This is a genomic window from Streptomyces sp. 130, assembly GCF_007096885.1.
Lineage (GTDB): Bacteria > Actinomycetota > Actinomycetes > Streptomycetales > Streptomycetaceae > Streptomyces.
This window is the reverse complement of sequence record NZ_VJNO01000012.1, coordinates 139977-165119: the sequence shown is the minus strand read 5'-3', so window position 1 is coordinate 165119 and position 25143 is coordinate 139977. Positions and strand designations below refer to the sequence as shown.

The window sequence follows — 25143 nt, the reverse complement described above, 5'->3', positions numbered from 1 at the left end:
CCGGACGCGACCCGCACAGCAGCGCGCGCGACCACCTTCCGTGCCGCCGCCCGGCCGGGGCGCGAGGGCTCGCCTCAAGGGGCGCACCCGGGGGCCCGGATCGCCCGGACGGGCTATCCGCCGAGGCCGGGCGGCACGCGGGGGGCCGGGCTCACGGCCGGAGCGGGGCGGCTACTCCCGCCTGTCGTCCCAGGGCATGCCCAGCCAGCTGTCGAAGGAGGTGATCAGCGCCGTCAGCGCCGCCGCCAGCCGCTGGTCGGCCCACTGCGCGTGGACGACGAGCTCGCCGTCGGCATGGAACTCGAACGGGGTCTCACCGGCCGCCCGAAAGCGGATGCGCCGGGGCCCGCGCGGGACGTCCCCGCCGCCGTTCACCAGGCTGCCCACGCCGATCGCCAGCCACAGCGGGTACAGCAGCCACCACACGTACCACCAGAAGATCCGGCCCTTGTAGCCGGCGGCCTCGGGGCAGCCGGCCTGGGTGACCGTCCAGCGTGTGCGCAGGCCCTTGCCCGAGCACGCCTTCTCCCGGACGACCGTGGCCAGCACCTCTCCGTGACCGCCCAGCACCTGGTACGCCGAAACCCCGTCACCGGCCGACGTCGTGACGACCGTCGCCAGCCGGGCACGGCGCTCCGGATCGGCCCACAGCACGAAGGAACGGGCGCCGGCCTTCCGGGCGGCGAGGTACGCCGGTATGCCGCCCGGCGGCAGTTCCCGCTCCAGATGCGCCAGCACCCGCGCTTGGGCGCCCGGCACGTCCGTGACCCTGACGACATGGCTGAAGGGCGAAAGGGGAGCGGGCACCGGCGCGCCCCTGCGTGGCTTCCTCCCCGTCGAGACGGGACTCACTTTCAGGACGGTGGCCACGTGCGCGCTCCTCCGTTGTGATGATCGGGAAGTCGAACAGTAGCCCTACCGGCTGAGGGGCTTACGCGGACGAGGGGTCACCCAGCCGCCGGAACAGGCCCTCCTGCACCACCGACACCAGCAGATTGCCCGCCCGGTCGTAGATCCGGCCGCGCGCCAGACCGCGCCCGCCCGTCGCGATCGGCGACTCCTGGTCGTACAGGAACCACTCGTCCGCCCTGAACGGCCGGTGGAACCACATCGCGTGGTCCAGCGACGCCATGTCGAAACCGCGCGGCCCCCACAGCGGCTCCACCGGGATACGGACCGCGTCCAGCAGCGTCATGTCGCTCGCGTACGTCAACGCGCAGGTGTGCACCAGCGGGTCGTCGCCCAGCGGCCCCACGGCGCGCATCCACACCGCGCTGCGCGGGTCCGCGTCCCTCACCTCCTCCCGTGTCCAGCGCAGCCGGTCCACGTAGCGGATGTCGAACGGCTGGCGCCGCGCCATCCGCTCCAGGACGTCCGGCAGACCGCCCAGGTGCTCGCGCACCTCCTCGGCGACCGTCGGCAGCTCCTCCGGGTCCGGCACCACCCGGGCCGGCGGCAGCTGGTGCTCGAAGCCGGCCTCCTCCGGGCGGTGGAACGACGCCGTCAGGTTGAAGATCGTCCGGCCCTGCTGGACGGCCGTCACCCGCCGGGTGGTGAACGACCTGCCGTCCCGGACGCGCTCCACGTCGTACACGATCGGCACCCCGGGACGCCCCGGCCGCAGGAAGTAGGCGTGCAGCGAGTGCACCGGCCGGTCCCCGTCGGTGGTGCGGCCGGCCGCCACCAGCGCCTGCCCGGCCACCTGGCCGCCGAAGACCCGTTGCAGGGACTCGTCGGGGCTCCGGCCCCGGAAGATGTTGACCTCGATCCGCTCCAGGTCGAGCAGGTCGACCAGGCGCTCGGCGGGGTTCGTCATGCCGCTCTTCTCCACTCTCACAACTGGCCCACGGACGTGACCCGCACGACCGCCCGGCCCTCCTCGTCCGACGCGGCGAGGTCCACCTCCGCGCTGATGCCCCAGTCGTGGTCGCCGTTCGGGTCGGCGAACGTCTGGCGGACCCGCCACACCCCGTGCGCGGCGTCCTCGTCGATCTTCAGCAGCTTCGGGCCGCGCGCGTCGGGACCGGTGCCCAGCTCCTCGTACTCGTCCCAGTACGCGTCCATCGCCTCGCCCCACGCGTCCTCGTCCCAGCCCGCGTCCGCGTCCAGCTCGCCCAGATCGCGGACCCGGTCCAGCGCGGCCAGCTCCACCCGGCGGAACATCGCGTTGCGCACCAGCACCCGGAACGCGCGGGCGTTCGCGGTGACCGGCTTGACCTCGTCGGCCCGCTCCTGCGCCTGCTCGGCGGTCTCCACTTCGGGATTGGCCAGCTGCTCCCACTCGTCCAGCAGACTGGAGTCCACCTGACGGACCATCTCGCCCAGCCAGGCGATCAGATCCTCCAGGTCCTCGGACTTGAGATCGTCCGGAATGGTGTGCTCCAGCGCCTTGTACGCGCTCGCCAGATACCGCAGCACGATGCCCTCGGTCCGCGCCAGCTCGTAGTTCGACGTGAACTCCGTGAACGTCATGGCCCGTTCGTACATGTCGCGGATCACCGACTTCGGCGACACCGGATGGTCCCCCACCCACGGGTGGCTGCGCCGGTAGACGTCGTACGCGTGCCACAGCAGCTCGCTCAGCGGCTTCGGGTACGTCACCTCCTGGAGCAGCTCCATCCGCTCCTCGTACTCGACGCCGTCGGCCTTCATCTGCCCGACCGCCTCACCGCGCGCCTTGTTCTGCTGCGCCGCCAGGATCTGGCGCGGATCGTCCAGCGTCGACTCCACCACGGAGACCATGTCCAGCGCGTACGACGGAGAGTCCGGGTCCAGCAGCTCGAACGCGGCCAGCGCGAACGTGGACAGCGGCTGGTTCAGCGCGAAGTCCTGCTGGAGGTCGACGGTGAGCCGCACGACGCGCCCCTCCGCGTCCGGCTCGTCCAGCTGCTCCACCACACCGCCGTCCAGCAGCGACCGGTAGATCGCGATGGCACGGCGGATGTGCCGCAACTGCGCCCGGCGCGGCTCGTGGTTGTCCTCCAGCAGATGCCGCATCGCCTCGAAGGCGTTGCCCGGGCGGGCGATCACGGACAGCAGCATCGTGTGCGTGACCCGGAAACGCGAGGTCAGCGGCTCCGGATCGGACTGGATCAGCTTGTCGAACGTGGTCTCCGACCAGGCCACGAAGCCCTCGGGGGCCTTCTTGCGGACGACCTTCCGCTTCTTCTTGGGGTCGTCACCCGCCTTCTTGACCGCCTTCTCGTTCTCGATGACGTGCTCGGGCGCCTGGGCGACGACGAAGCCCGCCGTGTCGAAGCCCGCCCGCCCGGCCCGGCCGGCGATCTGGTGGAACTCCCGCGCCCGCAGCGTCCGCACCCGGGTGCCGTCGTACTTGGTGAGCGCGGTGAACAGCACCGTGCGGATCGGTACGTTGACGCCGACGCCCAGCGTGTCCGTACCGCAGATCACCTTCAGCAGACCCGCCTGCGCCAGCTTCTCCACCAGCCTGCGGTACTTGGGGAGCATGCCCGCGTGGTGCACACCGATGCCGTGGCGCACGTACCGCGAGAGGTTCTGGCCGAACTTGGTGGTGAAGCGGAAGTCGCCGATGAGATCGGCGATCTTCTCCTTCTCCTCCTTGCTGCACATGTTGATGCTCATCAGCGACTGCGCCCGCTCCACCGCCGCCGCCTGCGTGAAGTGCACGATGTACACCGGCGACTGCCGGGTCTCCAGCAGCTCCGTGAGCGTCTCGGTGATCGGCGTCAGCCGGTACTCGTAGCTCAGCGGCACGGGACGGGTCGCCGAGCGGATCACGGAGGTCGGCCGGCCGGTGCGCCGCGTCAGGTCCTCCTCGAACATCCGGACGTCGCCGAGCGTCGCCGACATCAGGACGAACTGCGCCTGCGGGAGTTCGAGCAGCGGGATCTGCCACGCCCAGCCCCGGTCCGGCTCCGCGTAGAAGTGGAACTCGTCCATCACGACCTGGCCGATGTCCGCGTACTTCCCGTCACGCAGCGCGATCGAGGCCAGCACCTCGGCGGTGCAGCAGATCACCGGGGCGTCGGCGTTGACCGAGGCGTCACCGGTGAGCATCCCGACGTTCTCCGTACCGAACAGCTTGCACAGGTCGAAGAACTTCTCCGAGACCAGCGCCTTGATCGGCGCGGTGTAGAAGGTGACCTTGTCCTGGGCCAGCGCCGTGAAGTGCGCCCCCGCCGCGACCAGGCTCTTCCCGGACCCCGTCGGCGTGGAGAGGATCACGTTGGCCCCGGACACCACCTCGATCAGCGCCTCCTCCTGAGCGGGGTAGAGGGTGATCCCCTGCGTCTCGGTCCAGGACGAGAAAGCCTCGAAGAGAGCGTCGGGATCGTCGGTCGGGGGGAGCTGATCGATAAGGGTCACGCCCCCATCTTGCCTGCCTTCCGCCCCGATGAGGGAACCGGACGACCGCCCGAAGATCACGGACGATACGCTTCCCTCTCAACTCGGCCACGCCGCAACGGCGGTGGCCGGATCTCCCGCCCGGGCACCGCCGGGCACTCTCGGCGACACCTACGGGGGCTCGGCAGTCATGATGGGACCGGCACACTCTCTGTCAGGGGCGGCGGCCTGGCTGGGGGTGGGCGCCGCGGCGGCGGCCACCGGACACACCATGCCGTGGCCCGTCCTCGTCGTCGGGGCGCTGATCAGCGCGGGTGCCGCGCTCGCGCCCGACCTCGACCACAAGTCGGCGACCATCTCCCGCGCCTTCGGGCCCCTCTCGCGCGGCGTGTGCGAGATAGTCGACAAGCTCTCGCACGCCGTCTACAAGGCCACCAAGCTGCGGGGCGACTCCCACCGCAACGGCGGCCACCGCACCCTCACCCACACCTGGGTCTGGGCCGTCCTGATCGGAGCGGGCGCCTCCGCCGTCGCCTACACCGGCGGGCGCTGGGGGGTCCTCGCGATCCTCTTCGTCCACCTGGTCCTCGCCGTCGAGGGGCTGCTGTGGCGGGCCGCCCGCGTCTCCAGCGACGTCCTGGTGTGGCTGCTCGGGGCCACCAGCGCCTGGATTCTCGCGGGCGTCCTCGACGAGCCGGGCAACGGCGCCGACTGGCTGTTCACCGACCCCGGCCAGGAATACCTCTGGCTCGGGCTGCCGATCGTGCTGGGCGCCCTCGTCCACGACATCGGCGACGCGCTGACCGTCTCCGGCTGCCCGATCCTGTGGCCGATCCCGCTGGGCCGCAAGCGCTGGTACCCCATCGGCCCGCCCAAGGCCATGCGCTTCAAGGCCGGCAGCTGGGTGGAGATCAAGGTGCTGATGCCGGCCTTCATGATCCTGGGCGGTGTGGGCGCGGCGGCGGCGATGAACGTCATCTGAGCCGCCCCGGGGGCCGGCCGGCCGGCCCCCGGGCGCCCTGTCAGCCGTGCCAGGAGCGCCAGAGCGCCGCATACGCCCCGTCCGCCGCCACCAGTTCGTCGTGGCTGCCCAGCTCCGTGATCCGGCCCTGCTCGACCACGGCGATCACGTCCGCGTCGTGCGCGGTGTGCAGCCGGTGCGCGATCGCCACCACCGTACGGCCCTCCAGCACCCGGGCGAGGGACCGCTCCAGGTCGCGGGCCGCCCGGGGATCGAGGAGCGACGTCGCCTCGTCCAGGACCAGCGTGTGCGGATCGGCCAGCACCAGCCGGGCCAGCGCGATCTGCTGGGCCTGCGCCGGGGTGATCACCAGGCCCCCCGAGCCGACCTCCGTGTCGAGCCCCCGCTCCAGCGCCCGGGCCCAGCCGTCCGCGTCGACCGCGGCGAGCGACGCCCACAGCTCCGCGTCCCCGGCGTCCGTACGGGCCAGCCGCAGGTTGTCCCGCAGCGACCCGACGAACACATGGTGCTCCTGGTTGACCAGCGCCACGTGCGACCGCACCCGCTCCGTCACCATCCGCGAAAGCCGCGCACCGCCGAGCGTGATCTCGCCGTCCCGCGGCGCGTAGATCCCCGCCAGCAGCCGGCCCAGCGTCGACTTGCCCGCACCCGACGGGCCGACCAGCGCCAGCCGCGTACCCGGCGCGATGTCCAGCGACACCCGGTGCAGCACGTCCACCCCGTCCACGTACCCGAAGCGCACCTCGTCGGCCCGCACGTCCCGGCCGTCCGGGGACACCGACGCGTCACCCGCGTCCGGCTCGATCTCCCGGACGCCCACCAGCCGCGCCAGCGACACCTGGGCCACCTGCAACTCGTCGTACCAGCGCAGGATCAGACCGATCGGGTCCACCATCATCTGCGCGAGCAGCGCGCCCGTGGTGAGCTGGCCGACGGTCATCCACCCCTCGATGACGAACCAGCCGCCCAGCAGCAGGACCGCGCCGAGGATCGTCGCGTACGTGACGTTGACGACCGGGAACAGCACCGTCCGCAGGAACAGCGTGTACCGCTCCCACGCCGTCCACTGCTTGACGCGCAGGTCCGACAGCGCGACCCGGCGCGCCCCCAGCCGGTGGGCCTCCACGGTCCGCCCCGCGTCCACGGTCTCCGCCAGCGCCGCGGCGACCGCCGCGTAACCCGCCGCCTCCGAGCGGTACGCCGCCGGGCCCCGGCGGAAGTACCAGCGGCAGCCGATGAGCAGCACCGGCAGCGCCACGACCACCGCCAGGGCCAGCGGGGGAGCGGTGACGGTGAGGGCGGCGACCAGCAGGACCACCCACACCACACCGATCGTCAGCTGCGGGACGGCCTCGCGCATGGCGTTGGCGAGCCGGTCGATGTCCGTGGTGATCCGGGACAGCAGATCACCCGTGCCGGCCCGCTCCAGCACCCCCGGCGGCAGCCGCACCGACCGGACGAGGAAGTCCTCGCGCAGATCGGCGAGCATCTCCTCGCCCAGCATGGCGCTGCGCAGCCGCATCATCCGGGTGGCCACCGTCTGCACCACCAGCGCGCACGCGAACACCGCCGCCGTGCGCTCCAGACGCAGGTCGCGCACCTCGTCGGACAGGTCCTCCACGAGCCCGCCCAGCAGATACGGGCCCACGATGGACGCGACCACCGCGCACGTGTTGAGCAGGGTCACCACCACGAACGGCTTGCGGTGGCGCCGCATCAGCTCCAGGACGTAGGCCCGTACGGTCACGGGCCGGCCGACCGGCAGGGTCGCGGCCGTCTCGGGGGCCGCCGGGTCGTAGGCGGGCGGTACGCGGGCCGGTGGGACGTCGCCGGTCATCGTCTGTCCTGTCATGCCCGCTCCTCGACTTCCTGGTGTGCCTGCTGGTGGCCTTCCCGGAGGCCGGCGGCCTCGTCGTCGGTCTCGCGGGTGACGACGGCGCGGTAGCGCTCGTCGGTGCGCATCAGTTCGCGATGGGTGCCGACCGCCACCACCGTGCCGCCGCGCACCAGCGCCACCCGGTCGGCCAGATCCAGGAGCAGGGGCGAGGAGGCGAACACGACGGTCGTACGGTCCTCGCGCAGCGCCTTGACGCCCGCCGCCACCCGGGCCTCGGTGTGCGAGTCGACCGCCGAGGTGGGCTCGTCCAGGACGAGCGTGTCCGGGTCGGTGAGCAGCGACCGGGCCAGGGCGAGCCGCTGGCGCTGACCGCCGGACAGGGACCGGCCGCGTTCGGTGATCCGGGTGTCCAGCGGCTCCCGCCCCGGCTCGGGGGACGCCTGCGCCAGCGCGGCCAGCACGTCCTCGCACCGCGCGGCGGCCAGGGCGGCCGCCGCCTCCACCCGCCCGGACGACGGCACGTCCAGCAGTTCGCGCAGGGTGCCCGAGAGCAGCACGGGGTCCTTGTCCTGGACGAGTACGGCGGTCCGTGCCGCGCCCGCTTCCAGTTCGTCCAGCGGCACGCCGCCCAGCAGGACGGAGGGCGGCTCGGGAACGCCGGAGCCCGGTGCCTCGGGCTGGGCGTGTCCGCCGAGCCGTTCCGCCAGCCGGCCGGCCTCGTCGGGGTCGCCGCAGACGACGGCGGTGAACCGGCCCCGCGGGGCCAGCAGCCCGGTGACCGGGTCGTACAGGTCGCCGGACGGCACGGTGCCGACGGTGGCCGGGCGGCTGGTCCGGCTCAGCGACAGCACGCGTACGGCGCGCTGCGCGGAGGGCCGCGAGAAGGAGTACGCCATCGCGATCTCCTCGAAGTGGCGCAAGGGGAACAAGGTCAGGGTCGCCGCGCTGTACACCGTCACCAGCTGGCCCACCTCGATCCTGCCGTCCCGGGCCAGCGAGGCCCCGTGGACGACCAGTGCGAGCAGCAGGACGCCGGGCAGCAGGACCTGGACCGCCGAGATCAGCGACCACATCCGGGCGCTGTGCACCGCTGCCGCACGGACCTCCTGCGAAGCGCGCCGGTAACGGTCCAGGAACAGCTCCTCGCCGCCGATGCCGCGCAGGACGCGCAGCCCGGCCACGGTGTCCGAGGCGAGCTCGGTGGCCCGGCCGCCCTTCTCGCGCTGCACGTCCGCCCGCCGCGTCGCGCGGGGCAGCAGGGGCAGGACGGACAGGGCGAGGAACGGCATGGCGACCGCCACGAGAACGCCCAGCGAGGGAAGGTAGACGAGCAGCCCCACGCTGATGACGACGAGGACCGTGGCGGCGGCCAGGAAGCGCGAGAGCGCCTCGACGAACCAGCCGATCTTCTCCACATCGCCCGTGGACACCGCCACCACCTCGCCCGCCGCGACCCTGCGCGTCAGCAGCGAGCCCAGCTCGGCGGCCTTGCGGGACAGCAGCTGCTGGATGCGGGCCGCGGCGGTGATCCAGTTGGTGACGGCGGCGCGGTGGACCATCGCGTCACTCACCGCGGTCAGCACGCCCAGCAGCGCGGTCAGCGCACCGGCCAGCGCCAGCCGGCCACCGGACCGGTCCACGACGGCCTGGACGGCGAGCCCCACCGTCAGCGGGTAGCCCGCGATCGAGCACTGGTGCAGCAGCCCCCAGAACAGGGACTTGAGCTGCCCGCGGATCTGATTGCGGCCCAGCCACAGCAGGAAGCGCGGGCCTGAACGGACGTCGGGATCGCCGGGGTCCGAGTACGGAAGATCGCGAATGTGCATGACATCCCAAAGGATCGGAGGAGGCCGGGCCCGGGAGGCGCCGCGGAAGCGCGTCCGGGCAGCACTGGGTCGCCGCCCACCCGATACGCGGGCGGGGGAACAGGACCGCGCAAGCCTTGCCTGTCGCCGGGGCCGCGGCAAACGGTTTTACGTGACAGCGGGTGCGGGAGGGCCCTCAGGTGCGGGTGGGATGCGGGCGGGCGCTCCGCGCGCGCCCCGGACGGGTAAAGATTCGGCACGCATTCGCCGGGGCCGCCCGGGCGGGACGACCGCGTACATCGCCGGGTGCGAGCATGGACGGATGCGTATAGCCGGTGCGGTTCGGATGGTGGCCTCGGCGGCCGCCTGTGGTGTCCTGCTCACGACCCTGACGTCCTGCGGCGACGGACAGGACACGAAGAAGGGCGCCGCCGCCGAGCGGCCGGCCGCCGGGAAGGGCAGTACGAAGGCCCCCGTCAAGGACCTGAAGCGCATCCCCGACGTGGGCGACCGGCTCCAGTCGCAGATCCCGGCCGACTCCCGCCAGGTCGTCGCCGTCTACGGCGAGGGCCGGAACTCCGCGGACTCCACCGTCGTGCTCTACACCAAGTCCGGCTCCACCTGGGACAAGGCCGCCTCCTGGAAGGGCCACAACGGCAAGAAGGGCTGGACGCCCGACCACCACGAGAACGACAAGCGCAGCCCCGTCGGCGTCTTCACCCTCAGCGACGCGGCCGGGGTCCTGCCCGACCCGGGCGCCCGGCTCCCGTACACGCAGACCGCCTCGATCCAGGCCCCGCGCTACTGGGCCAAGTCGCACTGGCACGACTTCGACTACGTCATCGCCATCGACTACAACCGGGTGAAGGGCACCCCGCCCAACGACCCGACGCGCCCACAGGGCCAGTCCAAGGGCGGCAGCATCTGGCTGCACATGGACCACGGCAGCGGCACCTCGGCCTGCGTGAGCGTGTCCAAGCAGGCCATGGAGAAGCTGCTGCGCACCCTCGACCCGAAGCAGCACCCGGTCGTCGTCATGGGCGACCGGGCCAGCCTCCGCGCCTGACCCGCACCGCTCAGGCGGGACCCGGGCGGGTCGCCCACTCCAGCTCCAGCAGAGCCGAGTGGTACGAGCGGCCCGTCGCCCGGTCCATGCCGATCTCGCACATCCGGTTGGCCGAGAGGTGCACGTCGTACTCCCGGGACCGCACCTCGGCCGCCTCCTTGGCGGTCGCGGACGCCGTCAGCTCCTTGTGCAGCATTCCGCGGTCGCCGGCGAAACCGCAGCACGCGGCGTCGTCCGGGATCACGGCCTCCTCCGCGCAGGCATCGGCGACGGCGCGCAGCCGGTCCACATCGTCCAGGTGCTCCATGGAACACGTCGGGTGCAGCACGGCCGAACGGGACTTGCGGAGCACCGTCAGCTCCGGAAGCAGCTCGTCCGCCGCCCAGACCAGGGAGTCGACCACGGTCAGCTCGCGGTGCAGCGCCCTGTTGTCCTCGGTGAGATACGGGACCACCTCATGGGCGATGCCCAGCGTGCACGAGGAGGCGTCGACCACCAGCGGAAGCTTGCCGCCGGCCGTCCAGCCCCAGGCCGCTTCCACGATCCGGTTGGCCATCACGGCGTTGCCGGAGTCGTAGCCCTTGGAGTGCCAGATGGTGGCGCAGCAGGTGCCGTTGACGTCGTCCGGGATCCAAACGGGCTTTCCCGCCCGGGCCGACACGGCCACCACGGCCTGCGGCAGGGACGGGCCCCGATGGCCGTCCGGGCCGCCGAAGATGCGGTTGACGCAGGCCGGGTAGTAGACCGCGCTCGCCCCCGCCCGGGAGGTGCGCGGCAGCTTGCGGGGCGCGGCGCCGGGGATCTCCGGAAGCCATTCGGGGACCAGATCGGGGTGCACCGCCCGGCGGGCGAGCCGGGTGACCCCCTGCAGCAGCCGGTCGTCGATCCGGCTCGCCGCGGCGACCGCGAGCCGCGCCGCCGTCTCCGCCGTACGGAAGTGTCTGGCGGCGAGCGCGGCGACCCGCTCCTCGCGCGGGGAGTGCCGCTGGTGGCGGAAGCCCTTCATCATGGCGCCCGTGTCGATGCCGACGGGGCAGGCCAGCTTGCAGGTGGAGTCACCGGCACACGTGTCCACGGCGTCGTAGCCGTAGGCGTCGACCAGATTCGTCTCGACGGGCGAACCGCCGGGCTGGCGCATCATCTCGCGGCGCAGCACGATCCGCTGGCGCGGTGAGGTCGTCAGGTCGTGGCTGGGGCACGTCGGTTCGCAGAAGCCGCACTCGATGCAGGGGTCGGCGATCGCCTCGACCTTGGGAATGGTCTTCAGCCCGCGCAGATGGGCCTTGGGGTCGCGGTCGAGGACGATCCGCGGCGCCAGGACACCGTCGGGGTCGATGACCTGCTTCGTACGCCACATGAGTTCGGTGGCCTGCGGGCCCCACTCCAGTTCCAGGAAGGGCGCGATGTTGCGGCCCGTCGCGTGCTCCGCCTTGAGCGACCCGTCGAACCGTTCCACCGTGAGCCGGCAGAAGTCCGCCATGAAAGAGGCGTAGCGGTCGACGTCGGACGGCCGTGCCGCGTCGAAGGCCAGCAGGAAGTGCAGGTTGCCGTGCGCGGCGTGACCGGCGACGGCGGCGTCGAAGCCGTGTTCGGCCTGGAGGGCGAGCAGCGCCTCGCAGGCGTCCGCCAGCCGGGACGGCGGGACCGCGAAGTCTTCGGTGATCAGCGTCGTACCCGAGGGGCGGGAGCCGCCGACCGCGGTGACGAATGCCTTGCGGGCCTTCCAGTAGCCGGAGATGGTGCGGGCGTCCCGGGTGAACTCGTTGGTCACCGAGGTGACGGGCCGGACCAGCTCCAGCCGCCGCACCACATCGGCCGCCGCCCGCTCGTACGCCTCCTGTCCGGCCTCGTCCGGGGCCCGGAACTCCACCAGCAGCGCGGCGGTCTCCTTCGGCAGCCCCGCCCAGTCCGACGGGACACCCCGCACGCTCACCGAGGCGCGCAGGGTGTTGCCGTCCATCAGCTCGACGGCGATGGCGCCGGCGTCGTTGAACAGGGGCACGGCGGCGGCCGCGGCGGTCAGCGAGGGGAAGAACAGCAGCGCCGTGGAGATGCGGCGGTCCAGCGGCAGGGTGTCGAAGACGACCTCGGAGATGAAGCCGAACGTCCCCTCGGAGCCGACCATGAGGCCGCGCAGGATCTCCACCGGGGTCGAGCCGTCGAGGAACGCGTCCAGCCGGTAGCCGTTGGTGTTCTTGATCTCGTACTTGGCGCGGATGCGGGCCGTGAGCGCCGCGTCCGCCTCGATCTCCGCCTTCAGCGCCAGCAGCCCCTCGCACAGGCGCGGCTCGGCCCGGGCCAGGTCCTCGTCGGCCGACGGATCGGCGGTGTCCACGACGGTGCCGCTCGGCAGCACGAAGGTGAGCGAGGAGACGGTGCGGTACGAATTACGGGTGGTGCCCGCGGTCATCCCCGACGCGTTGTTGGCGACGACCCCGCCGATCGTGCACGCGATGGCGCTGGCCGGGTCGGGGCCCAGCAGCCTGCCGTATCGGGCGAGGGCCGCGTTGGCCCGTACGACCGTCGTCCCGGGGCGGATGCGGGCGCGGGCGCCGTCGTCCAGGACCTCGATGCCCGCCCAGTTCCGCCGGACGTCGACCAGGATGTCCTCGCCCTGGGCCTGGCCGTTGAGGCTGGTGCCGGCGGCCCGGAAGACGACGTTGCGGCCCTTGCCGTGCGCGTACGACAGGATCGCCGAGATGTCGTCCAGGTCCTCGGGGACGACGACCACCTGGGGCACGAAGCGGTACGGGCTGGCGTCCGAGGCGTACTTCACCAGGTCGGAGACCTTCCACAGCACCTTTTCCGCGCCGAGCAGAGCGGTGAGCTCGGCGCGCAGCGCCTCCGGCGTGCCCTGCGCCCGCACGTCGGGGACGCGGTCGTGGGAGGGCGGGCGCACCCCCGCGGGGCGCAGGGCGTCGGGGTCAGGCTCCAGCAGCGGCATGGTGGTTCTCCTCGGCGGGCTTGTCGGTCCGACGGCTCGGCGCCGCCTCCCGTGACCGGTCAGCAACGGCGCTCCGGCATCCCGTTGACCAAGGCGGTCAGCAGGCCGCCGAGCACCTCGCGCTGGTCGGCGGTCAGTGGAGCCAGGATCTCCTCCGCGGCCGCCCGGCGCGCGTCGCGCAGCGAGCGGAGCGTGGCGATGCCCTCGTCCGTGATCTCGATCCTTACCACCCTACGGCTGTCCGGATCGGGGACACGGCGCACCCTGCCGGCCGCCTCCAAGGCGTCGACCAGCGTGGTCACGGCGCGCGGGACCACGTCGAGGCGCTGCGCGAGATCCGCCATCCGGGGCGGTCCGTCGTAATGGGCGACGGTGCGCAGCAGCCGGAACTGCGCGGGCGTGATGCCGGTCGGCTCCAGCTGGCGGCCCTGGATGCGCTGCAGCCTGCGCGTCAGCCGCAGCAGCTGTTCGGCGAGCATGCCGTCGGGGTCGGAGGATTCCATGGAAGGAACAGTATCAGGACTTCGTTCATTGTGAGTGGGGGTAACAATGAGCTATGCTCTCATTCGGCTCGACTGTCACGGTCGCGATCCCGCGTCCTGGCGGCCCCGCCCGTCCCGTTGCCGCACGTCCGACGAAGGAGCCCATGAAGCCCGACGAACCCGCGTGGACACCCCCGCCCAAGGACGCCGCCCAGCCGCCCGCCGAGCTGCGCCGCATCCTCCGACTCTTCCGCCCGTATCGCGGCCGCCTCGCGGTGGTCGGGCTGCTCGTCGGCGCCTCGTCGCTGGTGTCGGTCGCCTCGCCGTTCCTGCTGCGCGAGATCCTGGACACCGCCCTCCCGCAGGGCCGGACCGGCCTGCTCACGCTGCTCGCCCTCGGCATGATCCTCACCGCCGTGATGAACAGCGTCTTCGGCGTGCTCCAGACCCTCATCTCCACCACCGTCGGCCAGCGCGTCATGCACGACCTCCGCACCGCCGTCTACGCCCAGCTGCAGCGGATGCCGCTCGCCTTCTTCACCCGGACCCGCACGGGTGAGGTCCAGTCCCGGATCGCCAACGACATCGGGGGCATGCAGGCCACCGTCACCTCGACGGCGACCTCGCTCGTCTCCAACCTCACCGCGGTCATCGCCACCGTCGTCGCCATGCTCGCGCTCGACTGGCGGCTCACCGTCGTCTCGCTGCTCCTGCTGCCCGTCTTCATCTGGATCAGCCGCCGGGTCGGCCGCGAGCGCAAGAAGATCACCACCCAGCGGCAGAAGCAGATGGCCGCCATGGCCGCCACCGTCACCGAGTCGCTGTCCGTCAGCGGCATCCTGCTCGGGCGCACGATGGGCCGCTCCGACTCGCTCACCCAGGGCTTCGCCGAGGAGTCCGAGCGGCTGGTCGACCTCGAAGTGCGTGCCAGCATGGCCGGACGCTGGCGGATGTCCACGATCGGCATCGTCATGGCCGCCATGCCGGCCGTCATCTACTGGGCCGCCGGCATGGCCCTGCAGTCCGGCGGCCCCGCCGTCTCGATCGGCACCCTGGTCGCCTTCGTCTCCCTCCAGCAGGGCCTCTTCCGCCCCGCCGTGAGTCTGCTCTCCACCGGGGTGCAGATGCAGACGTCCCTCGCGCTCTTCCAGCGCATCTTCGAATACCTCGACCTCACCGTCGACATCACGGAGCGGGAGAATCCGGTGCGCCTGGAGAAGGTCCGGGGCGAGGTCCGCTTCGAGAACGTGGACTTCAGCTACGACGACAAGAGCGGCCCGGCCCTCAGCGGCGTCGACGTGACCGTCCCCGCCGGGGCCGGGCTCGCCGTCGTCGGCCCCACGGGCTCCGGCAAGTCCACCCTCAGCTACCTGGTGCCCCGGCTGTACGACGTGACCGGCGGACGGGTGACCCTCGACGGGGTCGACGTGCGCGACCTCGACTTCGACACCCTCGCCCGGGCGGTCGGCGTCGTCTCGCAGGAGACCTACCTCTTCCACGCCTCGGTCGCCGAGAACCTGCGCTTCGCGAAGCCGGACGCCACCGACGAGGAGATCGAGGCGGCGGCCCGCGCCGCGCAGATCCACGACCACATCGTCTCGCTCCCCGACGGCTACGACACCCTGGTGGGGGAGCGCGGCTACCGCTTCTCCGGCGGCGAGAAGCAGCGCCTCGCCATCGCGCGGACGATCCTGCGCGACCCGCCGGTGCTGATCCTTGACGAGGCGACGAGCGCCCTCGACACCCGTACCGAATTCGCCGTGCAGGAGGCCATCGACGCCCTTTCCGCCGGACGCACCACGATCACCATCGCCCACCGGCTCTCCACCGTCCGGGACGCCGACCAGATCGTCGTCCTCGACGGCGGCCGCACGGCGGAGCGCGGCACCCACGAGGAACTGCTGCGGCTCGACGGACGGTACGCGGCGCTGGTCCGCCGCGACACGGAGATGGCCCCGGCGGCGGGCTGACCGGGAGGCGTGCCGCCGGGCACGGCATCCCGGGGGCCGCGGCCGGCGCGGGTTAGCGTGCCCGCATGGCGCACGAGACCCCGGACACCCCGCCCCCGGTCACCCCGGCCCGCCGCCGCCGCACGCGCCTGACCCGGCGCGGGCGCCTGACGCTGTTCACCGGCTCCCTGCTCGTCCTCGTCGTCGCAGCAGCGGTGCTCGTCCCCCTGCTCACGCGAGAACGGAAGACCGAGGAGGCGGCGCGCACGCTGGTGATCCCCGAGGGCCGCCGGGCGACCCAGGTCTACGCGGCCGTCGACCAGGCCCTCGGCGTACCCGCCGGCACGACCGCCGGGGCCGCGCCGGCCTCCGGCCTGCCGCTCCCCGCCGCGGCGAAGGGGAACCCCGAGGGCTACCTCTACCCGGCGACGTACCCGGTGACCTCCGCGACCACCCCGAAGAGCCTGCTGCGCTACATGACCGAGACGGCGGGCCGGCACTTCGGCGCCGGCCGCATCACGGCGGGCGCGCGCCGCAACGACGTGACCGTGTACCAGACGGTGACCATCGCCAGCATCGTCCAGGCCGAGGCGGACACCGAGGCGGACATGGGCAAGGTCGCCCGCGTCATCCACAACCGCCTCGGCCGGGGGATGCCGCTCCAGATGGACTCCACCCTCAACTACGCGTTGAACCGCAGCTCACTGGAGACCACCACGGGCGACACGAAGCTCGACAGCCCCTACAACAGCTACGCCCACAAGGGCCTCCCGCCCACTCCGATCGGCAACCCTGGCGAACAGGCGATGACCGCGGCGATCACCCCCACCCCGGGGCCCTGGCTGTACTTCGTGACGGTGGCCCCGGGCGACACCCGCTTCACGGACGACTACGCGGAACAGCAGCGGAACGTCGCGGAGTTCAACCGGAACCGCGCAGGCGGATGAGGGGCGTGAGCGCCTGCCCGGCGTTCAGACGAAGGCGGGCGCCCCCACGGACCCCGCAGCCGCCCCCTCCCGCAGCAGCGCGACGATCTCCCGCACGGCGGCGCGTCCGGCCCGGTTGGCACCGATCGTGCTGGCGGAGGGGCCGTAGCCGACGAGATGGACGCGCGGGTCGCGTACGGCTCGGGTGCCCTCGACCCGGATGCCGCCGCCGCGCTCCCGCAGCCGCAGCGGGGCGAGATGGTCGATGGCCGCGCGGAAGCCGGTGGCCCAGAGGATGACGTCGGCGTCGACGCGGCGGCCGTCGTCCCAGGCGACACCGGAGGGCGTGATCCGGTCGAACATGGGGAGCCGGTCGAGCACCCCCGATTCGCGGGCCCGCCGGATGGCGTCGTTGACGGGCAGCCCGGTCACGCTCACCACGCTCTGCGGCGGCAGCCCGCGCCGGACCCGCTCCTCCACCATGGCGACGGCGGCCCGCCCCTGGTCCGCCCCGAAGGGCCCTTCCCTGAAGACCGGCGGGCGGCGCGTGACCCAGTGCGTCTCCGCCGCCACCTCGGCGATCTCCATCAGATGCTGCGTACCGGAGGCTCCGCCGCCGACGACGACCACCCGCCGGCCGGCGAACTCGGCCGGGCCCGGATAGCCGGCCGTGTGCAGCTGCCGGCCCCGGAACGTCTCCTGCCCCGGGTAGCGCGGCCAGAAGGGCCGGTCCCACGTCCCGGTGGCGTTGATCAGGGCGCGAGTCGCGTACACCCCCTCGGACGTCTCGACCAGCAGCCGGCCACCCTCGCCCTCGCGCACGGCACCGACGTCGACCGGCCGGTGCACACGCAGCCCGTAGGCCCGCTCGTACCGGTCGAAGTAGGCACCGATGACCTCGGACGAGGGCCGCTCCCCGTCCGCACCGGTCAGCTCCATGCCCGGCAACGAGTGCATGCCGTGCACCTTGCCGTACGTCAGCGAAGGCCACCGGAACTGCCAGGCGCCGCCCGGGGCCGGCGCGTGGTCGAGGACCACGAAGTCGCGGTCCGGCTCCAGACCGCTGCGCCGCAGGTGGTACGCGGCGGACAGCCCCGCCTGCCCGGCGCCGGCCACCACGACGTCCACCGACCGCATCGCCATATCGTTCACGCTTCTACCAACTACGGCGGGTCCGCGGAACTTCCCGCGCGCCCGTCGTTCAGCGGTTCCGGCCGTGGGCCACGGCAGGATGGGCCCCATGCCTTCTGCCTTCACCACCACGGTCCTGCACCTCACGACGGGCTCGACGGAGACCGTCACGGACCTGACATCGGACTGCGAACAGTTCCTCGCCCGCGCGGCCTCGGGCCGCGACGGCCTGCTCAACCTCTTCGTCCCGCACGCCACCGCCGGAATCGCGGTCCTGGAGACCGGCGCGGGCAGCGACGACGACCTCCTCTCCGCCCTCCACACCCTGCTCCCGGCCGACGACCGCTGGCAGCACCGCCACGGCCACCCCGGCCACGGCCGCGACCACGTGGTCCCGGCCCTGATCCCCCCGCACGCGACCCTGCCGGTGATCGCGGGCCGCCTGGAACTGGGCACCTGGCAGTCGGTGTGCCTGGTCGACACGAACGTCGACAACGCGGAGCGCCAGGTGCGGTTGAGCTTTCTGGGATGACCTGGGGCGGTGGGCTCTGCCCCGCCCTGCGTACATCTCCGGCAACAGGTCGTCGGCGCTGCCGCCGAGGCCCGTGCACAGCCGTGCCGGCGCCTCCGCAGTCGCCACGGCGCCGGCCAGGGCCGCTCACCCGGCACCCCAAGCGCGGTGCGGTCGTGGCCCCCGCGCCCGGGGAGGTGGCCGATGCACGGGGACTGCGGCGGACCATCGAGCAGGCCGCCGCCGCCGAACGCATCGCGCGCACCGGCCTCAAGCCCTGCCGCGAGGAGCGACTGCGTGACGTGATGGCCCGTCAGGGCGGCCTGGCCGAGTACGCGGACGTGCGCGCCTTCGCCGTGGAGGCCGAGGCGTCGGGGTACGCGAGCGCGGCTCGGTTCTACGTGGCCCTCGGGGGCCGCCAGGGACGCATGGGCACCCCCGTGCTCGGCTCCCGCCCCGGCCGGCGCCCGGTTCTTGCCGGCGAGCGCGCGGCGCTGACCGGTCGCCTCTGCGCGGGCGGTATCTTCCGTGCCGCCGTCGGCGACCCGTTCGCCGGAACCGCCCGCCGTCCGCCGTCCGCCGTCCACCAGCACCCGGCCACCGGGCGCTGCGCGAGCGCGGTGTGCGTCGCGGCGCCCGGTCACCGCACGGAACGAAAACGTCGGCCGGCTCCGGTACGGAGTCGGCCGACGCTCAGCCCATGGCGCCGAAGCGATGCCTCAGGCGGCCTGGCCCGCGTGGTCGTGCAGGCGGGCGATGACCTCGGTCAGCTGCGCGGCGACCTCGGCGTCGTCGGCGGGGTGGGTCTCGGCGAACCGGGTCAGCGAGGCGGGGATGGAGAGCTTGACGTCCTCGAGCACCTTGCCGCCGGCGATGGCGACGGACTTGCGGGTCTCGTCCTGCGCCCATACGCCGCCGTACTGGCCGAAGGCGGTACCGGCCACGACGACCGGCTTGCCGCCGAAGGCGCCGGCGCCGAACGGGCGGGAGAGCCAGTCGATGGCGTTCTTCAGGACGGCAGGGATGGTGCCGTTGTACTCCGGCGAGAAGAGAAGGAAGCCGTCCGCGTTCTGCGCGGCCTCGCGCAGCTTGGCGGCGGCGGCCGGAACGCCGCCCTCGACATCGATGTCCTCGTTGTAGAACGGGATCTCGGCCAGCCCTTCGAAGAGCTCGATCTGGGCGCCCTCGGGGGCGAGCTTTACGGCGGCCTCGGCGAGCTGGCGGTTGTGCGAACCGGCGCGAAGGCTGCCGACGAGCGCGAGGATGCGAACGGACATGGGTGCTCCAAGGGGCTGAGAAGTCGTATCCGGGGACTCCGGCGAACCGGACTGAGGTCCGGTTATCTGTCTATCAGGCTAACCGGACCGCGGTCCAATTCTGTCCGGATGCTTTACGCTGCTGTCATGTCCCGCAGTCTGCCGACCGTTGCCATGCCTCAAGAGCCCTCGGACGAGTCCGGGCTGCTCGGTATCGGGCCGGCCCCGGACGGGCCGTGCCTGCGCGCGGACGCCGCGCGGAACCGGGCCCGCCTTCTCGACGCCGCGGCCCGGCTGGTCGCGGAGCGCGGAGCTGCCGCGGTGACGATGGAGGCGGTGGCCGCCGCCGCCTCGGTCGGCAAAGGTACGGTCTTCCGCCGCTTCGGCGACCGGACCGGCCTCCTCATGGCTCTCCTGGACCACTCCGCCAAGCGACTGCAGGCCGACTTCCTCAGTGGCCCGCCACCCCTGGGGCCTGGCGCACCGCCCGCCGACCGCCTGCGGGCCTTCGGCGCGGCGATGCTGCGCTGGCACAGCGAGCAGCTCGACCTGCTCCTCGCCGCCCAGCCGGAACCCGCTCGCCGCCTCGCCCACCCGACGCACCGCGTCCTGGTCGCCCACGTGGCCTTCCTGCTGCGCGAGGCGGCGCCGGACGCGGACTGCGAATTGCGCGCGCAGGCTCTTGTCGGCTATCTCGACCCCGCCGTGGTGCACCACCTGCTGAACGAGCGGGGTATGCCGCTCGAGCGGCTGCGGGCGGGGTGGGACGAGATGGTCGTCCGCCTCGTCGGCACCGACGGAGCGGCGGCCGGCTGAGCCGGGCGCCCGCCGTTCGGTTTCCCGGTTCCGGCCGCGAGGGGTGGGCCGCTTCGCCGGGCTGATGGGCCGCCGGTTCCGGGCGGCGCCGGCGGGTGCGCCCTCCTTCGACGCGCCGCCGGTTTCTTCGACGCGAGCTCGGCCGGGCTGATCGCGGAACGGCTGGCACGGCTCGTACGAGCGGCGGCGGCAGCCCCGGAACGGCCCGTCTCCTCGCCCGACCTGCTGTCCGCCGGGGAACGCACCCGGCTGCTGACGGACGGGAACGACATCGAGAGCCACCTCAGCGCCCGGTGGGCCACGCGGCGCCCCGAGTCAGCCGCCCAAGACGCCGGCCGGCGCGTGGAAGGGGGCGTCGAGGCCCGCCCGGGTGGCCTCCCGGGACCGGAGCCTCGGACTGCGCCGGAGCCTCGGGCCCCGGCGGGGACTCGATGAGGCCGGTGCCGTCGGGGTGGTGCACCTGTTGCCCGTCAGGGCGGGGGACGGGCGGCCGATCGGTGGCGGGAGGGCCTCCTGCCGTCAGCCGACCGGGGCCGGCTCGTCGGTCCAGCCCGCGACGGAGAACGCGCTCTCCTCGCGGAGCGCGGTGAGGGCGCCGGCCACCTGCGGCAGCAGCGGGGAGGGCAGCTCGTCGTCGGAGAAGAAGCCGATCCGGCAGCAGCGGTCCGGCTCCATGTTGCGCGGCTCGCCGGACCAGCGCAGCGCCTCGAAGAAGACGCTGACGCGGGAGGCGCCGGCGCGGTTGCGGTGGTGCATCAGGTGCCGGAAGGCCAGGTCCCGCGTCTCGGCGACGATGCCCGTCTCCTCGGCCAGCTCCCGGACCGCACCGGCCGCGACGGACTCGTCCGCGTTCAGGTGGCCGCCGGGCAGCTGCCACCAGCCGCCGCCGGGGAGCTGGAGGGCACGCCTGCTGAGCAGCAGCCGCCCGTCCTGCCGGACGATGGTGTGCACATGGACAACCGTGGTGAACCGGTCAACTGATTCCAGCATCAGGAGCCGCCCCTAGAAATGATCGAAAGAAGTGATCGAAACCGGAATGACGCGGAGGGATCGGTCTGGCAGGGCGGTCTGACGTGGCATCGCCCGCAGTGCGCCAGTAACAGTATCGTCCCGCCGTGTTGTCGCATAGGCTGCGTCAGTTCGTGAAGTCCGCAGTCCATCGCCGTTCCCACGACAAGGGAGCAGTATGCCTGTGCTCACCTCCGGCCTTCCCCCCGCTGACGCGCCGTACAACCGGCCGGAGCACTGGGCGGCTGTCCTCCCCGACCGTGTGGCGATCGCCGGGCGCGGCCCCGGCGACTCGCTCACGTACGCCCAGTGGGACGCGGCGGCCGACCGGCTGGCGGACGCCCTGGCAGCCCTGCTGCCCGGCCCCGGCCCGGTAGCGGTCCGGATGCGGATGCGCGCCGAGTGGCCCGTGGCCGGCCTGGCGCTGGCAAAGCTCGACCGCCGCATGGTCGTCCTCGACCCCGCGGCGGACGCCGCACGGACCCGGCAGGAGCTCGCCGGGACCGGCAGCCGGGCGCTGCTCTTCGACGACCCGGCGGCCGAGGCCCGGCAGCACGGCGCGCTGTGGGAGGGGCTGGACCTCGTCCCGGTCGCCGTCGACCCCGGCCCCGGGTGGTCGCGCTCCGGCCGGAACACCCTCGCCGGGCTGCTCGCCCGCCCCGCCGGCACCCGGCGCGTCAGCTTCACCGACGCGCCGCTGGTGCTCTACACCTCCGGCACCACCGCGGCAGCCCGCGGCATCACCCGCCCCAACGCCGCGGACCGCGACTCGATGCGCAGGAAGCGGGAGTACCGGCGGGACATCGCCGCCAGCCGGCCCATGGGCGACAACGACCAGGTGCTGCTCACGCTGCCCCTGCACCACGGTGCCGGCCAGGCCCAGCTGCGCCGCGCGTCGGCCACCGCCGCCACCGTCCACCTGCACGAGCCGTTCGACGCGGCCCAGGTCCCGGCGCTGATCCAGGAGCGCCGCATCACCCACTGGGCCACCGTCTCCGCCCAGTTGAGGCAGTTGCGCGCGGTGCCCCCGGCGGTGCTGGCCCGCCACGACCTGACCTCCCTGCAGGTGCTGAGCGTCGGCGCCGACCCGGTGCCCCTCGTGCTGCGCGAGTGGCTGGCGCGGACACTGCCGCACGTGGGGCTGTACGAGAGCTACGGCGCGACCGAGGTCGGCCCGGTCGCGTGGACGGGGCCGGGGGAGGGCGCCGTACGGGGCGGCTTCCGCGGCCGTCCGCACCGCAACGTCGAGGTGCGCGTCGTGGACGCCGCAGGCCGTGACGTCCCGGAGGGCGAAGTGGGGGAGCTGCTGGTACGCACACCGCTGTCCGTCCCCACGGAGGCGTCCCCGGACGGCTACACCCCGATCGGTGATGTCGGCCGGCTCTGCGCGGACGGCACCCTGCACGTGCTGGGCCGCACGGCCGACTGCGTGTGGGCGGACGGGGCCGTCCTGCACCCGGGCGGCATCGAGGAGGCCGTGCTGCGCCATCCCCTGGTCGACGACTGCGTGGTCGTCGCCGGGCCCGCACCGGAGGGGAGGGGGACGGCGTGGACGGCGTTCTGCGAGGCACCGGGCCTGACCGGTGAGGAGCTGGCCCGGGAACTGGCCGGTTCCCTCCCGGCCGACGGCGTGCGGGGCACCGGCGGGGCGGTGTTCGTGGAGGTGGTGGGGGAGTTGCCGCGCAACGCGCTCGGCAAGGTGCCGCGCTCGGTGCTGCGCGGGCGGACCGGCCGGGGCACGCCGGTGCCGGCCCTCGGGGAGGTGCCCGGAGATGTCCGCTGACACCGCGATGTCCGCGGAGGCGCTCGACCGGGCGTGGGCCCAGGTCCGCTCGGAGCTCGCCGCCGACCCGCTGCCCGACCCGGCCGCGGCGGCGCGGTTCGCCGGGCGGTGGCCGCGGGTACGCGCCCGCCTGCTCGCCGACCTGGCCCACGGCCGGTACCGGCCCCGGCCGTTCGAGATCGCGCAGGTGCCCAAGGGCGGCGGCGCCCACCGCCCGGTGCCGCTGCTCGGCCTCGCCGACCGGGTCGTCTACGCGGCCCTCGTCGGCGGGATGGCCGCCCGCATCGACGCGGCCCTCGACGACCACGTGTTCAGCAACCGGCTGGACGCGCAGGGCCGCAGGCGGCACTCCGGCGGGCGCGAATGGATCAGGTTCGAGGGCGCCGCCCGCGCCCTGCACCGCGACCACGGCGGCCGGGCGCTGCTCGACACCGATGTGTCCGGCTTCTTCGAGAACTTCGACACCGCCGTCCTGGCCGCCGACCTCGCCGCCGTGAACGCGCCGGGCGACCGGATCGAGGGGCTGCTGGACTTCCTCACACGGCTCACCGCCGGCTCGGCCCTGCGGGGCCTGCCGCACGACCAGGACGCCAGCGCGATCCTCGGCAACCTCTATCTCGCCCCCGTGGACCGGCTGCTGCGCGGCCAGGGGCTGGGCTTCGTCCGCTACCTGGACGACATCAAGGTGTTCGCGCCGGAGGCCGGCAGGCTGCACTCGGCCCGGCAGGCGGTCGAGGACGTCCTCGGCGCGCGCGGGATGACCCTGGCGCCGCACAAGACCGAACTGCGCGAGGGCGACGCCGTCCTGGCCGGCCTCACCCCGCTCGGCGACGACCCGCGGGTGCTGTTCGACCGCGCGGTGGCGGACGGCCCGGTGCGCCGGCGCGAACTGCGCTTCTCCCTCGCCCTGCTGGGGCGGGCCGGCGATGCCCACGCGGTGCCGTGGGTGGCACAACGGCTGGGCGCGATGCCCGAGTTCGCCTCCCACTTCGCGGGCTATCTGCTCGCCGTGCTGCCCCCGGGGCCGCCGACCGCCGGGCCGTGGCCCGCGGCCCTCGACCGGCTGTACGCGCTGCTCGCCGGGGACGCGGGCGGGACCGGAGAGGCCGTGGACGTGCACCCGTACACGGCCTTCCACCTGCTGCGCGTGCTCACCGCGATGCCCGGGGGCGACCGGCGGACTGCGCCGCTGCTGCAACGGTTCGCCGACGGTGACGCGTACCCGGGCTATCTGCGCCGCGCCGCCGGGGCGGCGCCGGCCGCGGCCCGGCCGGACGCCGCGGCGCGGGGCCGCGCGGTCAGCGCGCCCGGTGCACCGCCAGGTCGCACAGGATGTTGAGGGCGTCGGTCGCGGGCCCCGCCGGCAGTCTCTTCAGCAGCATCCGGGCCCGGTCCGCGTAATCGGTGCAGTCCTGCCGTGCCCGGTCCAGCGCCCGGTGACCGCGCATCAGCGCCAGCGCCTCGGCGTGCCGGTCGTCGTTCGTCACGCCGCCGTCCAGAAGTTCGAGCAGCCGGGCGTCCCGCGGGCCCGCGTCGGCCCGCAGATACAGCACGGGCAGGGTCGCCACCCCCTCCCGCAGGTCGGTCCCGGGCGTCTTGCCCGACTGGTCGCTCTCGCTGGTGATGTCGAGGATGTCGTCGGCGAGCTGGAAGGCCACACCGATGTTCTCACCGAACTCGGTGAGGTCGGAGACGATCCCGCGGTCCGCTCCGGACATCAGCGCGCCGAACCGCGCGGACGTGGCGATCAGCGAGCCCGTCTTGTCGACGATGACGTCGAAGTAGTGCTTGAGCGGGTCGTCGTCCTCGCCCGGGCCGAGGGTCTCCCTGATCTGCCCGGTGACCAGTCGTTCGAAGGTCACCGTCTGGATCATCACCGCCTCGGGCCCGAAGCCCGCGAGTATCTGCGAGGCCTTGGAGAACAGGAAGTCACCGGTGAGGATCGAGACCGTGTTGCCCCAGCGGGAGTTGGCGCTCGGCACGCCTCGTCGAAGACGCGCCTCGTCCATCACGTCGTCGTGGTGCAGGGTGGCCAGGTGGGTCAGCTCGCAGGCGGCGGCAGTCGGTACGACGCCGGGGGCGCCGGGATCGCCGTACTGCGCGGCGAGCAGCGAGAGCGCCGGGCGGAAACGCTTGCCGCCGGCGTCCAGCAGGTAGCGCGAGGTCTCCGTGACCGGCCGGTAGACGGTCTCGGTGGCCGCCAAGAGGGCCTTGTCCACCGCTGCCATGCCCGTGGTCAGGCCGGCGACGAGCTGCTTGTCCAGCATCCCGGCGTTGAATGGTCCGAGATTCAGCATCTGGGGTCTCCTGGTGCTGGCGGG

General features: G+C 73.2%; 19 protein-coding genes. 8 read left to right on the top strand and 11 right to left on the bottom strand.

The annotated features are described in order from the left end of the window. Positions 1 to 171: 171 nt before the first annotated feature. The 3 genes from FKN01_RS13520 to FKN01_RS13510 form a co-directional block, all read right to left on the bottom strand. The gene (locus FKN01_RS13520; RefSeq protein WP_260696868.1) at positions 172 to 807 is read right to left on the bottom strand and encodes a hypothetical protein; all 636 of its coding nucleotides are present in this window, start codon (positions 805 to 807) and stop codon (positions 172 to 174) included. Positions 808 to 931: 124 nt separating this feature from the next. Beyond that, entirely contained in the window at positions 932 to 1816 is an 885-nt protein-coding gene (locus FKN01_RS13515; RefSeq protein WP_143619987.1) for an acyl-CoA thioesterase II, read from the bottom strand. 17 nt (positions 1817 to 1833) lie between these two features. Continuing rightward, positions 1834 to 4347 (bottom strand): RNA helicase, encoded by a 2514-nt coding sequence (locus tag FKN01_RS13510; protein WP_143619985.1) that lies wholly within the window; start codon positions 4345 to 4347, stop codon positions 1834 to 1836. A 169-nt stretch (positions 4348 to 4516) separates the two neighbouring features. On the opposite strand from FKN01_RS13510, the gene FKN01_RS13505 reads away from it, so the two are divergent. Continuing rightward, positions 4517 to 5308 carry a metal-dependent hydrolase gene (locus FKN01_RS13505; protein ID WP_143619983.1) on the top strand — a complete coding sequence of 264 codons (792 nt, stop codon included), beginning with the start codon at positions 4517 to 4519 and terminating at the stop codon, positions 5306 to 5308. Positions 5309 to 5348: 40 nt separating this feature from the next. Here FKN01_RS13505 and FKN01_RS13500 read toward each other — a convergent pair whose 3' ends face one another. Both FKN01_RS13500 and FKN01_RS13495 read right to left on the bottom strand, forming a co-directional pair. Beyond that, positions 5349 to 7145: an ABC transporter ATP-binding protein gene (locus FKN01_RS13500; RefSeq protein ID WP_143620051.1), complete on the bottom strand. Its 1797-nt coding sequence runs from the start codon at positions 7143 to 7145 to the stop codon at positions 5349 to 5351. A gap of 11 nt (positions 7146 to 7156) precedes the next feature. Further along, positions 7157 to 8971, bottom strand: a complete 1815-nt coding sequence (locus tag FKN01_RS13495) for an ABC transporter ATP-binding protein (protein ID WP_143619981.1) — start codon at positions 8969 to 8971, stop codon at positions 7157 to 7159. A 325-nt stretch (positions 8972 to 9296) separates the two neighbouring features. Here FKN01_RS13495 and FKN01_RS13490 point away from each other — a divergent pair, with 325 nt between their 5' ends. Continuing rightward, positions 9297 to 10016 (top strand): L,D-transpeptidase family protein, encoded by a 720-nt coding sequence (locus tag FKN01_RS13490; protein WP_143620049.1) that lies wholly within the window; start codon positions 9297 to 9299, stop codon positions 10014 to 10016. Positions 10017 to 10026: 10 nt separating this feature from the next. Here the strand turns inward: FKN01_RS13490 and FKN01_RS13485 are convergent, their stop codons facing one another. Together FKN01_RS13485 and FKN01_RS13480 are read right to left on the bottom strand one after the other, a co-directional pair. Beyond that, entirely contained in the window at positions 10027 to 12960 is a 2934-nt protein-coding gene (locus tag FKN01_RS13485) for an FAD-binding and (Fe-S)-binding domain-containing protein (RefSeq protein ID WP_143619979.1), read from the bottom strand. A 59-nt stretch (positions 12961 to 13019) separates the two neighbouring features. Next, positions 13020 to 13463, bottom strand: coding sequence for a MarR family winged helix-turn-helix transcriptional regulator (locus FKN01_RS13480; protein WP_143619977.1), 444 nt, complete (start codon positions 13461 to 13463; stop codon positions 13020 to 13022). 143 nt (positions 13464 to 13606) lie between these two features. On the opposite strand from FKN01_RS13480, the gene FKN01_RS13475 reads away from it, so the two are divergent. Next, positions 13607 to 15412: an ABC transporter ATP-binding protein gene (locus tag FKN01_RS13475; protein WP_143619975.1), complete on the top strand. Its 1806-nt coding sequence runs from the start codon at positions 13607 to 13609 to the stop codon at positions 15410 to 15412. Between the two features lie 65 nt (positions 15413 to 15477). Then, positions 15478 to 16338, top strand: a complete 861-nt coding sequence (gene mltG, locus FKN01_RS13470) for an endolytic transglycosylase MltG (protein WP_143619973.1) — start codon at positions 15478 to 15480, stop codon at positions 16336 to 16338. Between the two features lie 24 nt (positions 16339 to 16362). On the opposite strand, the gene FKN01_RS13465 is transcribed toward mltG, so the two are convergent. Further along, positions 16363 to 17454 carry an NAD(P)-binding domain-containing protein gene (locus FKN01_RS13465; RefSeq protein ID WP_143620047.1) on the bottom strand — a complete coding sequence of 364 codons (1092 nt, stop codon included), beginning with the start codon at positions 17452 to 17454 and terminating at the stop codon, positions 16363 to 16365. Between the two features lie 103 nt (positions 17455 to 17557). Between FKN01_RS13465 and FKN01_RS13460 the strand changes: the two genes are divergently transcribed. Beyond that, a complete protein-coding gene (locus FKN01_RS13460; RefSeq protein WP_073968893.1) occupies positions 17558 to 17980 on the top strand; it encodes a YjbQ family protein in 423 nt (140 codons plus the stop codon). A 698-nt stretch (positions 17981 to 18678) separates the two neighbouring features. Here FKN01_RS13460 and FKN01_RS13455 read toward each other — a convergent pair. Then, positions 18679 to 19236 (bottom strand): NAD(P)H-dependent oxidoreductase, encoded by a 558-nt coding sequence (locus FKN01_RS13455; RefSeq protein ID WP_143619971.1) that lies wholly within the window; start codon positions 19234 to 19236, stop codon positions 18679 to 18681. 108 nt (positions 19237 to 19344) lie between these two features. Between FKN01_RS13455 and FKN01_RS13450 the strand changes: the two genes are divergently transcribed. Then, entirely contained in the window at positions 19345 to 20031 is a 687-nt protein-coding gene (locus FKN01_RS13450; protein WP_143619969.1) for a TetR/AcrR family transcriptional regulator, read from the top strand. A gap of 519 nt (positions 20032 to 20550) precedes the next feature. Here FKN01_RS13450 and FKN01_RS13445 read toward each other — a convergent pair. Further along, on the bottom strand, positions 20551 to 21021 hold the full coding sequence (locus tag FKN01_RS13445; protein ID WP_143619967.1) for an NUDIX domain-containing protein: 471 nt from the start codon (positions 21019 to 21021) through the stop codon (positions 20551 to 20553). A 196-nt stretch (positions 21022 to 21217) separates the two neighbouring features. On the opposite strand from FKN01_RS13445, the gene FKN01_RS13440 reads away from it, so the two are divergent. Together FKN01_RS13440 and FKN01_RS13435 are read left to right on the top strand one after the other, a co-directional pair. Beyond that, positions 21218 to 22822, top strand: a complete 1605-nt coding sequence (locus FKN01_RS13440) for a class I adenylate-forming enzyme family protein (protein WP_143619966.1) — start codon at positions 21218 to 21220, stop codon at positions 22820 to 22822. Continuing rightward, positions 22812 to 24161 (top strand): RNA-directed DNA polymerase, encoded by a 1350-nt coding sequence (locus tag FKN01_RS13435; RefSeq protein WP_143619964.1) that lies wholly within the window; start codon positions 22812 to 22814, stop codon positions 24159 to 24161. The genes FKN01_RS13440 and FKN01_RS13435 overlap by 11 nt, the downstream gene beginning before the upstream one ends. Here FKN01_RS13435 and FKN01_RS13430 read toward each other — a convergent pair. Next, entirely contained in the window at positions 24121 to 25119 is a 999-nt protein-coding gene (locus FKN01_RS13430; RefSeq protein ID WP_143619962.1) for a polyprenyl synthetase family protein, read from the bottom strand. The two genes, FKN01_RS13435 and FKN01_RS13430, sit on opposite strands and share 41 nt — an antisense overlap. Between the last annotated feature and the right edge of the window lie 24 nt (positions 25120 to 25143).

What these genes read in the sequence shown, in the direction of transcription:
- FKN01_RS13480 (WP_143619977.1), bottom strand. Translation starts at nt 13,463, where the DNA reads ATGGAATCCTCCGACCCCGACGGCATGCTCGCCGAACAGCTGCTGCGG.
- mltG (WP_143619973.1), top strand. Translation starts at nt 15,478, where the DNA reads ATGGCGCACGAGACCCCGGACACCCCGCCCCCGGTCACCCCGGCCCGC.
- FKN01_RS13435 (WP_143619964.1), top strand. Translation starts at nt 22,812, where the DNA reads ATGTCCGCTGACACCGCGATGTCCGCGGAGGCGCTCGACCGGGCGTGG.
- FKN01_RS13440 (WP_143619966.1), top strand. Translation starts at nt 21,218, where the DNA reads ATGCCTGTGCTCACCTCCGGCCTTCCCCCCGCTGACGCGCCGTACAAC.
- FKN01_RS13465 (WP_143620047.1), bottom strand. Translation starts at nt 17,454, where the DNA reads ATGCGGTCGGTGGACGTCGTGGTGGCCGGCGCCGGGCAGGCGGGGCTG.
- FKN01_RS13430 (WP_143619962.1), bottom strand. Translation starts at nt 25,119, where the DNA reads ATGCTGAATCTCGGACCATTCAACGCCGGGATGCTGGACAAGCAGCTC.
- FKN01_RS13515 (WP_143619987.1), bottom strand. Translation starts at nt 1,816, where the DNA reads ATGACGAACCCCGCCGAGCGCCTGGTCGACCTGCTCGACCTGGAGCGG.
- FKN01_RS13460 (WP_073968893.1), top strand. Translation starts at nt 17,558, where the DNA reads ATGCCTTCTGCCTTCACCACCACGGTCCTGCACCTCACGACGGGCTCG.
- FKN01_RS13450 (WP_143619969.1), top strand. Translation starts at nt 19,345, where the DNA reads ATGCTTTACGCTGCTGTCATGTCCCGCAGTCTGCCGACCGTTGCCATG.
- FKN01_RS13485 (WP_143619979.1), bottom strand. Translation starts at nt 12,960, where the DNA reads ATGCCGCTGCTGGAGCCTGACCCCGACGCCCTGCGCCCCGCGGGGGTG.
- FKN01_RS13500 (WP_143620051.1), bottom strand. Translation starts at nt 7,145, where the DNA reads ATGACCGGCGACGTCCCACCGGCCCGCGTACCGCCCGCCTACGACCCG.
- FKN01_RS13445 (WP_143619967.1), bottom strand. Translation starts at nt 21,021, where the DNA reads ATGCTGGAATCAGTTGACCGGTTCACCACGGTTGTCCATGTGCACACC.
- FKN01_RS13475 (WP_143619975.1), top strand. Translation starts at nt 13,607, where the DNA reads ATGAAGCCCGACGAACCCGCGTGGACACCCCCGCCCAAGGACGCCGCC.
- FKN01_RS13490 (WP_143620049.1), top strand. Translation starts at nt 9,297, where the DNA reads ATGGTGGCCTCGGCGGCCGCCTGTGGTGTCCTGCTCACGACCCTGACG.
- FKN01_RS13455 (WP_143619971.1), bottom strand. Translation starts at nt 19,236, where the DNA reads ATGTCCGTTCGCATCCTCGCGCTCGTCGGCAGCCTTCGCGCCGGTTCG.
- FKN01_RS13495 (WP_143619981.1), bottom strand. Translation starts at nt 8,971, where the DNA reads ATGCACATTCGCGATCTTCCGTACTCGGACCCCGGCGATCCCGACGTC.
- FKN01_RS13505 (WP_143619983.1), top strand. Translation starts at nt 4,517, where the DNA reads ATGATGGGACCGGCACACTCTCTGTCAGGGGCGGCGGCCTGGCTGGGG.